Origin of the sequence: Microbacterium sp., assembly GCF_052099035.1 — a bacterium.
Classification (GTDB): Bacteria; Actinomycetota; Actinomycetes; order Actinomycetales; family Microbacteriaceae; genus Microbacterium.
On sequence record NZ_JBQDSX010000068.1, the window covers coordinates 1 to 14098 of the forward strand.

At 67.9% G+C, this 14098-nt stretch carries 12 protein-coding genes and 1 pseudogene; all 13 read left to right on the forward strand.

Annotated features, from left to right (window positions below; genetic code table 11):
• A pseudogene (locus ACTIAO_RS14820) lies at nucleotides 1–430 on the forward strand (hypothetical protein); the annotation flags it as partial.
• A 141-nt stretch (nucleotides 431–571) separates the two neighbouring features.
• Entirely contained in the window at nucleotides 572–2038 is a 1467-nt protein-coding gene (locus tag ACTIAO_RS14825) for a DUF222 domain-containing protein (protein ID WP_441906968.1), read from the forward strand.
• 690 nt (nucleotides 2039–2728) lie between these two features.
• A complete protein-coding gene (locus tag ACTIAO_RS14830; RefSeq protein ID WP_441906969.1) occupies nucleotides 2729–3607 on the forward strand; it encodes a GntR family transcriptional regulator in 879 nt (292 codons plus the stop codon).
• Nucleotides 3604–4620, forward strand: coding sequence for an NAD(P)-dependent oxidoreductase (locus tag ACTIAO_RS14835; protein WP_441906970.1), 1017 nt, complete (start codon nucleotides 3604–3606; stop codon nucleotides 4618–4620). Before ACTIAO_RS14830 ends, ACTIAO_RS14835 begins: the two co-directional genes overlap by 4 nt.
• Nucleotides 4617–6215 carry an FGGY family carbohydrate kinase gene (locus tag ACTIAO_RS14840; RefSeq protein WP_441906971.1) on the forward strand — a complete coding sequence of 533 codons (1599 nt, stop codon included), beginning with the start codon at nucleotides 4617–4619 and terminating at the stop codon, nucleotides 6213–6215. Before ACTIAO_RS14835 ends, ACTIAO_RS14840 begins: the two co-directional genes overlap by 4 nt.
• 24 nt (nucleotides 6216–6239) lie before the next feature.
• Complete coding sequence (gene lsrF / locus ACTIAO_RS14845) at nucleotides 6240–7115, forward strand: 3-hydroxy-5-phosphonooxypentane-2,4-dione thiolase (RefSeq protein ID WP_441841687.1); 876 nt, start codon at nucleotides 6240–6242, stop codon at nucleotides 7113–7115.
• Nucleotides 7112–7480: a cupin domain-containing protein gene (locus tag ACTIAO_RS14850; RefSeq protein ID WP_441841686.1), complete on the forward strand. Its 369-nt coding sequence runs from the start codon at nucleotides 7112–7114 to the stop codon at nucleotides 7478–7480. The genes lsrF and ACTIAO_RS14850 overlap by 4 nt, the downstream gene beginning before the upstream one ends.
• Nucleotides 7477–8484: an ABC transporter permease gene (locus ACTIAO_RS14855; protein ID WP_441841685.1), complete on the forward strand. Its 1008-nt coding sequence runs from the start codon at nucleotides 7477–7479 to the stop codon at nucleotides 8482–8484. The genes ACTIAO_RS14850 and ACTIAO_RS14855 overlap by 4 nt, the downstream gene beginning before the upstream one ends.
• 40 nt (nucleotides 8485–8524) lie before the next feature.
• Nucleotides 8525–9811, forward strand: coding sequence for a sugar ABC transporter substrate-binding protein (locus ACTIAO_RS14860; RefSeq protein WP_441841684.1), 1287 nt, complete (start codon nucleotides 8525–8527; stop codon nucleotides 9809–9811).
• Nucleotides 9812–9819: 8 nt separating this feature from the next.
• The gene (locus ACTIAO_RS14865; RefSeq protein WP_441906972.1) at nucleotides 9820–11340 is read left to right on the forward strand and encodes a sugar ABC transporter ATP-binding protein; all 1521 of its coding nucleotides are present in this window, start codon (nucleotides 9820–9822) and stop codon (nucleotides 11338–11340) included.
• A 41-nt stretch (nucleotides 11341–11381) separates the two neighbouring features.
• Nucleotides 11382–11879, forward strand: coding sequence for a VOC family protein (locus ACTIAO_RS14870; RefSeq protein WP_441841682.1), 498 nt, complete (start codon nucleotides 11382–11384; stop codon nucleotides 11877–11879).
• Between the two features lie 37 nt (nucleotides 11880–11916).
• Nucleotides 11917–13215, forward strand: coding sequence for an ABC transporter substrate-binding protein (locus ACTIAO_RS14875; protein ID WP_441906973.1), 1299 nt, complete (start codon nucleotides 11917–11919; stop codon nucleotides 13213–13215).
• A gap of 5 nt (nucleotides 13216–13220) precedes the next feature.
• Nucleotides 13221–14098 (forward strand): carbohydrate ABC transporter permease (locus ACTIAO_RS14880; RefSeq protein ID WP_441906974.1); only part of this gene is annotated, 878 nt, incomplete at its 3' end.

A 14098-nucleotide genomic window follows, 5' to 3' on the forward strand; every position in this document is an offset into this window, starting at 1 on the left:
GCTTCCCCAGCATCGTGCTGGAATCAGCGTGTCCAAGATCAGGGGTCAAGCACCGATCTACCGCCTCGACCGAATGAACCCGAGAACTCCCGCGGGAGCGCCCTTCGCGCGTCGACCGATCCCGACGGGTGACGCGCGAACATTCCTCGCCGCGCGATCCAAGGGATCCGATGAGGCCGACGTGTGGCCCTATTACGGCGAGGTGCTGCTGCACCTGCGCCCCGTCGATATCGCGCCGTGGCTCGGTGATGGTGAGATGGAGCAGGTGTCAGAGCGGGTGTGTCGCGTGCGGGTCGGTTCGTGGTCTTGGGCCGGACTGATCTCGTGGGTTCTGCGTTTTGACGTGCCGTTCACCGTGGTCGGTCCACCGGAGTTCGTTCAGGCGCTTCCGGGGGTCGCCGGGAGGATCAGTGGGGCGGGACCTGTCTGATACAGCGCCTCGTGCAACTTGAAGAGGGCGACGGAAGCACCCCGCCGCAGTAGTTGCCGGCGCGTACGTGTTGAGAACTGTCGGTGGACGAGGGGTTCTCGGCAGCGCTTGTTTTGTCAGTGGTTCGAGGTTGAGTCAGGTATGGACATTTTCAGCGAACTCCGAGAGCAGGTCGGGTCCCTCGGCGATCTGCTCGGCGAGGGCGCTGACGACCTCACGGGCACGATGCGCGGGCTCAGCGATCAGCAGCTCGTGCGGGCGTTGGAGGCGGCTGCGGCTGCTGTTCGCGGGTTGGGCCGGATCGAGGCAGTCGGGGCGGGCATTATGGCCGAGCGCTCGACGCGTGAAGCGGGGCAGGAAGGCATGGCGCAGGTGCGCGGCCACCGCTCTCCGGCTGATTTTCTGCAGGTGATCACCGGCGGGTCGAAGTCTGAGGCGCGGCAGCGGATCCGGGTGGGCCAGTCGGTCCTCGACGCCACTGAGGAGACGGCTGACCCCGCGACGGATCGCGGCGCGGCGGGCGCGGACGGAGCGGGTGCGTTCTGTGTGCGTGTTGTGCCGGCTTGGCATGCGCCGCTGGCCGACGCGCTGATGCGCGGGCGGGTGTCGTCCGCGCAGAGCGATGCGATTCGCCGCGGGCTCGGGGAACCACCCACAGGTGAGACTGGGATTGTCGACGACGACACGCGTGATGCGTGGTCGGCCGCCGCGGGGCAGCTCGCGGACGAGGCGGAACACCGCACCGTCGAAGAGCTGCGTGACGAGGCACGGTTGATTCGTGATCGTCTCGACCCCGACGGCGCCGAGCGGCGGTTCCTCGAGCGGTACGAGGCGCGCTCGTTTCGTACGTGGACCGATGCTGATGGGCGGCGCCGCGGGTCGATCAGTTTCGATGACGATGGGTATGCGCTGGTCCGGTCGATCTTCGACTCGGTGTTGCGGCCGCGGCGCGGCGGGCCTCGGTTCGTTGATGCGGCCGAGGTGGAGGCAGCGAAGGCACTCGTGGAGGATCCGCGTTCGCTCGATCAACTCTCCTATGACCTATTGGCGGATCTGCTTCGGGCGGGTGCGCTCGCCGATGCGAAGGTCGTGCACGGCACGCGCCGGGCGGGCGTGAGGGTCGTGACCGTCGCCGGCGGCGCGGGCGGGTACACCGAGGATGGTCTCGTCTCGCTGCCGCAACCGGATATCGATGAGCGCGTGTGCGACACGGGAACGGTGCCGGTCACGGTCGATGCGGGCGGGGATCCACTCAACGTCGGGCGTGAGCGGCGCCTGTTCACCCCAGGTCAGCGGGTGGCGCTATCGGTGCGCGATGGCGGGTGCCGGTGGCAGGGGTGCGACCGTCCAGCCTCGTACTGCGAGGCGCACCATATCGACCCGTACTCCGAGGGTGGGCGCACCGACATCGACCGGGGCATTCTGCTGTGCCGGTTCCACCACATGCAGCTGCACCACTCGGGTTGGCGCATTAGCCGCGACGGGAAAGACGAGTTCGTGCTGCATAAACCGGGCGGGGCGGCGACGGTTCTCGAGCCGAGGTTGGCGTTGGCATACGCGTTTGGCGATGTCGATCCGCCTCCGCGACGATTCCGCCCCGCGGCGTAGGCGGGGTGCGGTTCATCGGGCGGGCAGGTTCGGCGGGCGTCGGGCACGGCTCGGTGCGGCGCATGGGCAGGTGATGAGGTGCGGCCAAATCTGGGCCGCTCGGCGGGTATCGCTGGGGCTTCCGATTCGTTGCCGATGGCGACCAGATCGACCTACTGCCCGCGTACGATGCCGCGTTCGTCGATGCGCACGTGTGTCGTCGCGCGGGCGACGCGGTCGCGATGCGCTTCGCGGATCCGCTCGGGCGCCGGGACGCGACCGCCCGCGTCATTCTGAACGAGTTCGTCGTGTCCGACGCGCTCGCCTCGCGGGTCGGACCCCTCGAGGGGACCTCGCGGTCGTCTGGCCGCTCGCGAAGGAGCGGCAGGCGGTGGAGCGGGAACGCAGTGGCGCGGACGGATCCGCGTAGGTCGGGTTCGGGGCATGGCGGTACGCCACTTGTCTGATACAGCGACGGGGGTCGCGCTCTCCTCACGCTCGTGAACGAGGAACACGTTTTCCCTATTGTGAAAAACACCTGATAAACCGTAATTATGAGAATCCTCGAAATACTTCGGGAATCTCGCCACTTGTCTCTACTGCCGATACAAGTTCGTCGCCACCATAGATACAAGCCGCCGACAGCGCAGACGCTGTCCAGGAAGTTCCGGCTGTTCGTATCGATGGGGAGACGACTCAGTGACATTGCTGATGACGGAACTCGATCGCGCATCGGATGCGCCGATCTGGTTCCAGATGATGCGCGCGATCGAGCGATCGATCGCCGAAGGCGCGTGGCACGAGGGTGACAAGCTGCCGAGCGAAAATGCCCTGTGCGCGCACTTCGGCGTCTCGCGCACGACCGTTCGCGAAGCCCTGTCGCATCTCGAGACCGCGGGCATCGTGACCCGTCAGCAGGGCAAGGGCGCCTTCGTGGCACACCTGCCCGGTCCGTCATCGTGGACGTTGCCGTCGGCCGCCAGCCTGCTCGGCGAATACAGCGAGGATGGCCGCAGCGCCCTGACCTCGACGATCCTGCGCGCCGGCGTCGAACCGCTGCCGTCGTGGGCGGCCGCCGTCGTGGGCCGCGGCGAGGCGGGCGAGCCCGACGGGTACGGGTTCGTGCTCGAGCGCGTGCGGGCCATCGGCGCACGCACCGCCGTGCACGTCGTGAACTACATGCCGCGGCGCTTCTCCGGGCTGGTGCCCGACCTGCGCGAGCCGCGAGCGAGCCTGTACAGCGCCGTCACCCGCGTCGCCGGTGTGCGCATTGCGCGCATGCACCGCACGATCGAGGCCGCCGTCGCCGATCGCACGCTCGCTCCGCTTCTGGAGGTCGAGGTCGGCCACCCGATCGTCGTCGTCGAAGCCGTCGCGTACGACAGCGACGGTGCGCCCATCGACTTCTCCCGCGCGTCCGTGCGCACCGACCGTCTGCGGGTGAGCGTCGATACCGGATTCGATTCCACCGGCATGTCCGGCGCCGACGCGGCCGGCCACTACCCCTCTGCCAACAGCACGGTGGCACACCGTCCCGTGCACGAGCGACAGATGCCGACAACGAACACCTCGAAGGAGCACACACCGTGACGAACCGCATCCTCATCATCGGCGACAGCTATATGAACGCCGAGACGTTCCGCGTCGCGTTCTCCGCGCGCGGGCTCGATGCGGACGTCGAAACTGTCGAGCTGCACGAGGCGACGTCCGACGTGTCGACGATCCGCGAGTTCGAGGGAGACCCGGCAGACGTCGCGAAGCTCGTCGACGGGTACGACATCGTCGTACTGCACGCCGCGCCGATCACGGCCGCCGTGCTCGACGCGGCCCCGGATCTGCGGCTCATCGGCTGCGCGCGCGGCGGCCCCGTGAACGTCGACATTCAGGCGGCGAAGGCCCGCGGCGTGCGCGTGACGACGACGCCCGGCAAGAACGCGGATGCCGTCGCCGATCTCACGATCGGCTTCCTCATCTCGCTGCTGCGCAACGTGCCGGCCTCGCTGCGCGACGTCGACGAGCGCATTCGCACCGGCCAGCAGCTCGCCGAATCGACGTTCGAGGGCGCCAAGTGGTTCGGGCGCGAGCTCAGCACCACGACGCTCGGCCTCATCGGGTACGGCAACGTGGCCCGGCTCGTATCAGCCCGGGCGCGCGCCCTCGGCACGAGGGTGATCGCCTACGACCCGTTCATCGACGCCGACACCGTGCCCGAGATCGACGTCGTCTCCGAGCTGAACGAGCTGTTCACGCGATCCGACGTCGTCAGCGTGCATGCCCGCGCGACCGATGACAACCGCGGCATGGTCGGCGCCGAGCAGTTCGGCGCGATGAAAGAGGGCAGCCTCTTCATCAACACGGCTCGCGAATCGCTCGTCGACGAGCAGGCCCTGCTCGAGGCGCTGACGTCGGGCCACCTCGGCGGGGCCGCGCTCGATGTGAACGAACCCGACGGTCCCTGGCGGGATCTCGTCGCGCAGCCGAACCTCGTGCTCACCCCGCACCTCGCGGGCGCGACGTTCGAGACCCTGCGACGCGGTGCCGACATGCTGGCGTCCGAGGTCGAGGCGTTCCTCGCGGGCGACGATCTGAGGTGGGAACGATGACCGCTCCGGTCTATCTCGCCATCGACGCGGGTACCGGATCCGCGCGGGCGCTCGCGTTCGATGCCGCCGGCTTCCTCGTCACGCACGCGCACCGCGAGTGGTCCCATGCGGCTGTGGACGGACATCCGGGCGGCACGGTGTTCGACACCGAGGGCGGGTGGCACGCCGTGGCCGGCGCGGTACGAGAAGTCACCGAAGCGCTCGGCGACGCGTACGTCGTCGCGAGCATCGCCGCCTCGAGCATGCGCGAGGGGTTCGTGCTCTATGACGAGGCGGGCCGCGAGCTCTGGGCCTGCCCGAACACCGACGGCCGCGCGCGCCGAGAGGCCGACGAGCTGCTCGCCGACGGCACGGCCGACGACATCTACCGCATCGCGGGGGACTGGGTGTCGATCACGGTACCGGCGCGCATCCGCTGGATCGCGCGCCACGACCCCGACGTGCTGACCCGGGCGCGACACTTCGGCATGCTCAGCGACTGGGTCGCCACCCGCCTCACCGGCGAGTTCACGACCGAGCCGACGTGCGGATCCAGCTCCGCACTGTTCGATCTCGCCGAGCGCACCTGGTCGCACGAGCTGGCCGAACGCGTCGGCATCGACCCGCGGATCCTGCCCGACGTCGTCGAGTGCGGCACGCGCATCGGATCCGTCACGCCGCAGGCGGCCCAGACGACCGGCATCCCGGTGGGCACGCCCGTGATCGCGGGCGGCGCCGACACGCAGCTCGCGCTGCATGCGATCGACGCGCAGCGCGGCCGCCCGACCATCGTCGGCGGCACTTTCTGGCAGACCACGAGCGTGAGCGACGAGTTGGTCATCGACCCCGAGCGCCGCCTGCGCACGCTCTGTCATGTCGAGCCCGGTCACTGGATGATCGAGGGCATCGGGTTCCTCAGCGGCCTCGCGATGCGCTGGTTCCGCGACGCGTTCTGCCCCGATGCCGTCGCCTCTGCGGGCGACGAGGAATGCTCGGCATTCGACATCATGGAGCGCTGGGCATCAGAGGTCGCTCCCGGTTCGAATGGCGTGCTGGCCCTGCTCGCAGACACGATGCAGGCCGACGCCTGGCACCACACGGCGCCGACCTTCACCGGGTTCGACATCAGCGATCAGGGGCTCACCGGCCGCGGCGCTTTCGTGCGCGCGATCGAGGAGGCCGCCGCATACGTCGCACGAGACCACCTGCGGATCCTTGCCGAGATCACCTCCGGCGCCGCGACCGCGAGCGGCCAGGTCACCTTCACCGGCGGATCCAGCGCCGGGCGCCTCTGGCCCGAGATCATCGCGGGCACGACCGGCCTCGATGTGCGCGTCACGCCGGCGCCCGAGGCGACCTCGTACGGCGCCGCACGCCTCGCCGCGCAGGGCGTCGGGGTAGACCTCGTTCCCATGTCGGCACCCGAACGCACCATAACCGCGGATCCGGGCGTGGTCGCGCAGTACGACCACGCCGCCGAGAGATGGCACCGCGCCTATGCGGCATCGCGTGCACTCGTCTCGGCCGGCGTCGATCCGCTGTTCGTGCCGCCGGGCGCTGCCCGCGCGGCCGGACCCACTGCTCACACATCCACCACTGTCAGCGCAGCGCGCTGACTCGTCATAAAGGAGACCACCCTCATGGCTGACCTCGAAGGCAACCTCGACGCGAAGAAGTACGCCCCGCAGACCCCGCTCGCCACGTTCTCGCACGCCGTACGCGGCGCCTCGAACCTCGACTGGGGCATGCAGCACCGACTCTCGCGCATCATCAACCCCGAGACCGGGCGCACCGTGATGCTCGCGTTCGACCACGGATACTTCCAGGGCCCGACCCGCGGGCTCGAGCGCATCGACCTGAACATCGCACCGCTCGAAGCGCACGCGGACGCGCTGATGTGCACCCGCGGTGCGCTGCGCACGTCGATCCCACCGGCGACCAGCGCCGGGCTCGTGCTGCGCGCATCCGGGGGCCCGTCGATCCTCAAAGATCTGTCGGATGAGCACACCGCGATGGCGATGAACGACGCGGTGCGCATCGGCGCCGACGCCGTAGCCGTGCAGGTGTTCATCGGCGGCGAGCACGAGTCGCGCAGCGTGCAGAACCTCACCACGCTCGTCGATGCCGGATACGACGCCGGGATCCCCGTGCTGGGCGTGACGGCGGTGGGCAAGGAGCTCACTCGCGACGCCCGATACCTGGGCCTCGCCACCCGCATCATCGCCGAGCTCGGCGCGCAGATCGTCAAAACGTACTACTGCGACGAGGGCTTCGAAGACGTCGTCGCGGGCTGCCCCGTGCCCGTCATCATGGCCGGCGGCAAGAAGCTGCCCGAGCTCGACGCGCTGACGATGGCGAGCCGTGCCGTGCGTGCGGGGGCAGCCGGCGTCGACATGGGCCGCAACATCTTCCAGAGCGCGCAGCCGGCGGCGATGCTGACGGCAGTGCGTGCGGTCGTGCACGACGATGCAGATCCCCAGGACGCGTACGAGATCTTCCGTGAGGCGGCATCATGACCGCCGAGGTGCTGCGCCCGGTCGATGCCGAGCTGAGATTCGGCGACTGGGGGCCCGCGTACCTGTCGAAGACCGACGCCGCCGCGTTCGGCACCGTGGTGCTGCGCCCGGGCGACGCGTTCGACAACCACGCGCACGAACACCACACCGAGTCGTTCGTCGCGGTCGAGGGCGAGGCGGAGGTGTGGATCGACCGCACCCACCGCGCGACGCTCGCCGCGGGGGAGGTGCTGCACGCCGAGCCCGGTGAAGAGCACTTCCTGCGCAACGTCTCGGATCGAGTGTTCCGGGCCGTGTTCGTCAAGACCCCGTGGGTCGACGGCGACAAGGTCGACCACCCATGGCAACCGGGAGATACCCAATGAGCAGCCGAACGGGCACGACGCCGACCCAGCGCGTCGTCACCCAGCGGGGCAGAAGCGAGAAAGCGGCCAAGCTGCGCGCACAGCTCGTGTTCCTCGCCCCGATCGTCGCGCTGCTCGTGCTCATCGTGTTCTTCGCGATCGCCACGCCGACGTTCCTCACCGCGGGCAACTTCCAGAACCTCGTGCGGCAGATGGCCGTGCTGCTGGTCGTCGCCCTCGGCGCCACGTACGTGGTGCTGATCGGCAGCATCGACCTGTCGATCGGATCGATCGTCACCCTCACCGGGGTGAGCACCGCGATGCTGACGACCGCGCTGGGGCCGTGGGGCGCCGTGCTCGGGTTCGTCGTCGGCCTGCTCTGCGGGCTCGTCAACGGCGTGATCCACGTGTATCTGAAGGTACCGAGCTTCATCGTCACCCTCGGCACGATGTTCGTGTTCGCGGGTCTCGCCCTGATCGTGACGGGCGGGCGGCCGCAGGCGCTGCGCTCGCCCGAGCTCGCGGCGCTCTTCGGCGGCACCGTGTTCGGCGTCGTGCCGACGATCGCGCTGTGGGCGCTGCTGGCTCTCGTGATCGCGATCATCATCGAGCGGGTGCTCGTGTTCGGATACCGCGCCCGCGCGGTCGGCGACAACGAGACGGTCGCGAAGCTGTCGGGCATCGGCGTGCAGCGCGTGAAGATGCTCGCGTTCGTCGCATCCGGGGTGTTCGCCGCGTTCGCCGGCCTGCTGCTCATGGTGCGCACGAACTCCGCCTCCGGAAGCATGGGCGAACCGTTCCTCATGGAGGCGCTCGCCGCGATCCTGCTCGGCGGTACGTCGCTGATGGGCGGCGTCGGCGGGCCCTCGCGCACCGTGCTCGGCGTGCTCGTCATCTCCGTGCTCAGCAACGGAATGAACCTCGCCAGCGTCGATCCGTTCCTGCAGCAGACGATCAAGGGCGCCGTGCTCATCGCGGCCGTTGCGCTCACCCTCAACCGACGCGAACTGTCCAGCGTCAAATAGTCCGCACCTCAATGTCCGTTCGTACACAAGGAAGTGTCACATGAATACCTCATTTCGCCGCACGACAATCGCGCTCGCCGCGGGTGCCGCACTCATCATCCCGATCGCGGGGTGCACCGCCGACGGGTCGGAATCGACTGCGGATCCGGATGCACCGACCGTCATGATCCAGGTGCCGTCGCTCGATAACTCCTACTGGGCCGACGTCATCAAGGGCGCCGAGGCCGCGGCCGAGGAGCTGGGCCTCAACTCTGACGTGCAGGTCTACGGCGATTCCGTCGACACGCAGCTCAGCCAGATCCAGCAGGCGGGATCGAAGGGCGTCGACATGGCGATGGTATTCGCGCAGGATCAGGCATCGTCGCCGACGCTCATCCAGGCGGCGACCGCCGAGGGGATCTTCGTCACGAACGTGTTCTCGAACCAGCCGTGGTCGACACCCAGCGAGCCCGACTACGACGGTCATTACGCCGGGTACTTCCTGCCCGACAACGTGCAGGACTCGTACAACATGGCCACGTCGGTGCTCGAACAGATCGACGGCGAGGGCGAGGTGCTGCACATCACCGGAACGCCGGGCAACACGACCGCCGTCGAGCGTCAGCTCGGTGTCGATCAGGCGCTCGAGGAGTTCCCGGGCGTGGAGCTCGTGGGCCGCGAGAGCGGCGGCGAGAGCCGTGTGGGCACGCAGCCCGTGATCGAGGACCTGCTGACGGCGCATCCCGACATCAAAGCCGTCATCTGCCACAACGACGACTCGGCGATCGCCGTCATCAATGCGCTCCGCGAGCGCGGCATGGACGACGTGAAGGTCGGCGGCATCGACGCGATCGAGGAGTTCCTCGACGACATGAGCGCCGGTGGAAATGCGGCGGCGACCGTCGCGATCCACGGATCCTGGTTCGGCGGGTACAACGTCGCGCGCCTGTACGACGCGTTCGAAGGGGAAGAATACTCGGCGGCCGAGACGATGATGTTCCAAGACTCGCTGACGATCGACACGGCCGACGCGTCCGACGAATACCAGTCGGTCGTCTACGACGCGGATCCGCTGCCGTGGGACTGGACTGCGATGTCGCGGGCGCTCTCGGGAGATGACTGGGACACGCAGATTCCGCTGCGTCCCATCGACCCCGACGAGTACTGGGGGCGCATCGATGAGCCCGCACCCGAGGGGTACGAGGTGCCCGAGGCGCTCGCGTCCGAGCTCGCCGATGGGGCCGTGGAATCGGTGTCGGCCACCTACCTCGAGCACGCTGTCGCGAACCCGCTCGGAAGCGTCATCGGTCTCACCCGCGCCGGCGAGTCGTCGCTCGGTCAGAAGTAGGGATCATCATGGTGCAGCTCGAGAGCACGCCGCGTCTCGCGACGCACGGCGTGGGGCGGGTCTTCGATACCACCCGCGTGCTCGACGACGTGTCGATCGAGGTCTTCGCCGGCGAGATCGTGGGTCTCATCGGGGAGAACGGTGCCGGGAAATCGACGCTGATGGACATCATGTGCGGCGTGCTCGAGCCCACCGACGGTGTCGTGCGCATCGACGGTGACGACGTCGAACTTGGCACCCTGATCGACGGGGCCGAGCGCGGAATCTTCCGCGTGTTCCAGGAGCAGAGCCTCATCGGACGGCTGTCCGTTGCGGTGAACCTGTGCCTGGGTGCCGAGGACCACTTCAGCACGGCGGGCGTGTTCCGGGCTGCGAAGGCCCGCGCCCACGCCCGCGCGCTGCTGGGGGAGCTCGGGCTCGATTACGACGTCGACCGGCCCGTCGGCGACTACTCGTTCGGCGAGCGGCAGCTGCTCGAGATCGCACGCGCCGTGTCGCTGTCGCGCATCTTCCAGACCTCGCACCCCGTGATCCTGATGGACGAGCCGACGGCCGCGCTGTCGGGCGGCGAGCTCGCGATCTTCTTCGATCTGCTCGTGCGGCTGCGGGCGGCCGGAACGGGGTTCGTGTTCGTGTCGCACCGGCTGCCCGAGCTGCTCAAGCACTCCGACCGGCTGTACGTGCTGAAAGACGGCGCGGTCGTCGACGAGGTGCCGCCTTCGACGACCGAGGCCCAGCTGCACCGTCTGATGGTGGGGCGCGAGCGCGCCGACGACGTGTACCAGAAGTCGCGGCAAGCGGGTCCGTCGTCGGCCGTGCGGTTGGCGGCCACCGGCGTGAGTGCGCCCGGGCTGAAACCGACGGATCTCGAGGTGCGTTCAGGCGAGATCGTCGGTATCGGCGGACTGCTCGGATCCGGAAAGAACCAGCTCGCCGCGGCGCTGTTCGGCGCGGCCGACTCGGGGGGATCCGTGGCGATCGACGGCGTCGACGTGAAACACAGCGTCTCCTCGCGCGTGAAGGCACGCATGGGCTACATCCCGTTGCACCGTCATGCCGAGGGCGCGAGCTTGGGGCTGTCGATCGCCGAGAACATCAACGAAGTGCGGCTCGGCGCCCTGCCCGGCCTCGGGATTCGCCGGCGCTCGCGCGAGATGTCCGAGGCGCGCACCTGGTCGGAGCGTCTGCGCGTGCGGATGCGATCCGTCGATCAGCGCGTGCGCACGCTCTCGGGCGGTAACCAGCAGAAAGTCGTCTTTGCGAAGTGGCTGTCCCAGGGCGCCGAGGTGATCGTTGCGAACAACCCGACGCGCGGCGTCGACGCCGGGGCGAAGGAAGAGATATACCAGCTGCTGCGCGACCTCACTGACCAGGGCGCGGCGATCGTGCTCGTGAGTGACGATCTGCTCGAGCTGATCGGCCTGTCCGACCGGATCCTCGTCATGCACGACGGCGCGGTGACCGGCGAGATCCCCTCGCCGAAAGACCAGCCGGCGAGCGAAGAGACCGTGGTGGCGCTGATGGTCTGACGCCGCTCTGACGTATTTCACCCATTCGATTAGGAGAGAACATGACTGACAACACTGCACCGAAGCACCCCATCAGCCAGATCTGCATCGTCGTGCGCGACCTCGAGCGCTCGATGAAGGAATACAGCGAGCGGCTGGGCTGGGGGCCGTGGAAGGTCTACGAGTACAAGGCGCCCTTCCTGCACGACACGCACCTGCGGGGGGAAGCGGCCGATTTCACGATGAATGCGGCCGAGACGATGGTCGGCGACATGGGGTTCGAGCTGATCCAGCCGACCGGAGGGGCCTCGATCTATCAGGAGTTCCTCGACGAGCATGGCGAGGGCGTGCAGCACATCGCTGTGATGAAGCATGACGCGGCCGATGCCGAGGAGCTGGTGGCCGACCTCGGAGCTCCGAAGGTGATGGGCGGGCGCACGGCCGACAGCATCGAGTTCTACTACCTCGATTCGCAGCCGGAGCTCGGCGTCGTCATCGAGAGCGGAAGCGGTCACGCGATCGACATTGAACCGACTCGAGTGGTCGATTACCGGAAGTAGTGGGCGAGGTTCGCTCACTGAGACGAAAGGATCCACGATGACTGTGCAACGAAGCAGGTCGTCTTATCGAGTGATCGCGGCATCCGCGGTCACAGCAGGAATCATCGTCGTCGCGGGGTGCTCCGGCACACCCGCGGAGGACGAGGATGCAGGCACGCTGAGCGTGCTGATCGCCGCACCGCAGGAGGGTGCGGGAAAGATCCTCGAGGAGGAGTTCGAGAAGGCACACGACGTCGAGGTGGAAGTCGAGGTCGTGCCGTACGACCAGATCCAGTCGAAGGTGACTCTCGACGTGCAATCGGGAACGAGCGCGTACGACGTGATCCAGTACTGGTATCCGACGGTGGGGGCGCTCGCCGAGGCCGGTGCGCTCGCCGACATCACCGACTGGGTTGCGGGCGATGAGGACATCGACCAGGCCGACTTCATTGACGCCGTCTATCAGCCGTACACGCAGTACGACGGCAAGACGTACGGCCTGCCGATCGACGGTGACACGCACGTGCTCTTCTACAACAAGGAAATCTTCGAACGCAACGGCGTCGAGCCCCCCGCGACGTGGGACGAGTACGTCGACGTTGCCCGCACCATCACCGAGAACGAGAGCGGCGACGGCGTGTACGGCACGGCGCTGCTCGGGTCGAAGAGCGCGTTCAACATCGGATCGTCGTTCTTCAACCGGTTGGCGACGATGTCGAGCGATCCCATCGACTCGGCGCTGCCGCAGCTCGACAGCGATGTCGCCGTCGAGGCCGCGCAGGCGATGCTCGATGTGTCGGAGTATGCGCTGCCGAGCCCGCTGGAGATCGGCTTCGAGCAGGCCCTTCCGCAGTTCTTGGCGGGCAAGGTCGGCATGATGGAGTTCTGGACCGACCTGGGCGTGTTCGCGCAGGATCCGGAGCAGTCGCAGATCGTCGACGGATGGGGCGTCGTGCCATTGCCTCTGGGACCGGAGGGATCTGTGTCGGGTGCTCTGAACGCCGGATGGGCGATGGGGATCAGCCCGAATGCGGCCGATGAGGACCTGGCGAAGCAGTTCGTCTCGTTCGCGTCGTCGGCCGAGACGAACGAGATGCTGATCACCACGACCGGATCCGGCATCGACCCCACCCGTACGTCGACGCTCGAGAGCGCGGACTACGCGGAGCTCGTGCCGGAGGTGGCCGAGGTGAACGCGCAGGTGCTGCCGAACGCGCAGTCGTGGCCGACGAGTCCGGCCGCGCCGGAGATGATCCAGGTGCTGGGCGACAACCTCGCGTTGATGCTGCAGGGCAACCTCAGCGCGGAAGAAGCCGTGTCCGACACCTGGGACACGTGGCAGCCGCTCGCAGAATGAGCACCGTGGCCACGCGTACCAGGCAGGTCGTCCGGCGCCCCGCGCGTCGGGCGGCCTGGACGGGGCGGGCGATGCTCGTTCCGGCGGTGTTCGCGGTCGTCGTCATCGCGGTCTATCCGCTCGTCTTCAGTGTCGCGGCGTCGCTGTCGGATTCGAGCCTCGGTCAGCAGTTCACCGACTGGGTCGGCGGGGCGAACTACGCGGCGCTGCTCACCGATGGCGTGACGCTGCCGTCGCTCGTGCGGTCCGTCGTGTTCGCGCTCGCGTCGGCGATCCTCGCGCTCGTGGGCGGATCCGTTGTGGCGCTGTGTCTGGACGTCTCCGTGCGATCCGGGCGCGTGCTGCGGGTGCTCTTGCTGCTGCCGCTGATGACTCCGCCGGTGATGGCGGCGGTGGTTTGGCGTCTGATGCTCGCGCCGACCGGTGGTCTGTTCAACAATGTGATTCAGACGATCTCGCCGGGGGCAGAACCGTTTCTCTTCCTCGGATCCAGCCCGGCCGCGATGATCTCGGTGATCGCCGTCGATGCATGGCAGTGGGCGCCGTTCTGCGCGCTGTTGGTGTTCGCCGCCCTGCAGACGCTGCCGTCAGAGGTCTACGAGGCGGCGCAGGTCGATGGCGCAGGGACGCTGCAGGTGTTCCGGCGCATCACCTTTCCGCTGCTGTTGCCATCGCTGCTGACGGCCCTGCTGTTGAAGGTCGTGCTCTCGTTCAAGGTCTTCGACCTTGTGTTCGTGATGACCGGGGGAGGCCCGGGGTTCGATACGACGGTGTCGAGCTATGACATCTATCGATCGGGGTTCCAGTCGTTCGACATCGGCATGGCGGCGGCGCAGACGATCGTGTTCCTCGTGCTCGTGACCATCGTGATCGTGCCGCTGAA

What these genes read in the sequence shown, in the direction of transcription:
- ACTIAO_RS14875 (WP_441906973.1), top strand. Translation starts at nt 11,917, where the DNA reads ATGACTGTGCAACGAAGCAGGTCGTCTTATCGAGTGATCGCGGCATCC.
- ACTIAO_RS14860 (WP_441841684.1), top strand. Translation starts at nt 8,525, where the DNA reads ATGAATACCTCATTTCGCCGCACGACAATCGCGCTCGCCGCGGGTGCC.
- ACTIAO_RS14865 (WP_441906972.1), top strand. Translation starts at nt 9,820, where the DNA reads ATGGTGCAGCTCGAGAGCACGCCGCGTCTCGCGACGCACGGCGTGGGG.
- ACTIAO_RS14830 (WP_441906969.1), top strand. Translation starts at nt 2,729, where the DNA reads ATGACGGAACTCGATCGCGCATCGGATGCGCCGATCTGGTTCCAGATG.
- ACTIAO_RS14855 (WP_441841685.1), top strand. Translation starts at nt 7,477, where the DNA reads ATGAGCAGCCGAACGGGCACGACGCCGACCCAGCGCGTCGTCACCCAG.
- ACTIAO_RS14870 (WP_441841682.1), top strand. Translation starts at nt 11,382, where the DNA reads ATGACTGACAACACTGCACCGAAGCACCCCATCAGCCAGATCTGCATC.
- ACTIAO_RS14850 (WP_441841686.1), top strand. Translation starts at nt 7,112, where the DNA reads ATGACCGCCGAGGTGCTGCGCCCGGTCGATGCCGAGCTGAGATTCGGC.
- ACTIAO_RS14825 (WP_441906968.1), top strand. Translation starts at nt 572, where the DNA reads ATGGACATTTTCAGCGAACTCCGAGAGCAGGTCGGGTCCCTCGGCGAT.
- ACTIAO_RS14840 (WP_441906971.1), top strand. Translation starts at nt 4,617, where the DNA reads ATGACCGCTCCGGTCTATCTCGCCATCGACGCGGGTACCGGATCCGCG.
- lsrF (WP_441841687.1), top strand. Translation starts at nt 6,240, where the DNA reads ATGGCTGACCTCGAAGGCAACCTCGACGCGAAGAAGTACGCCCCGCAG.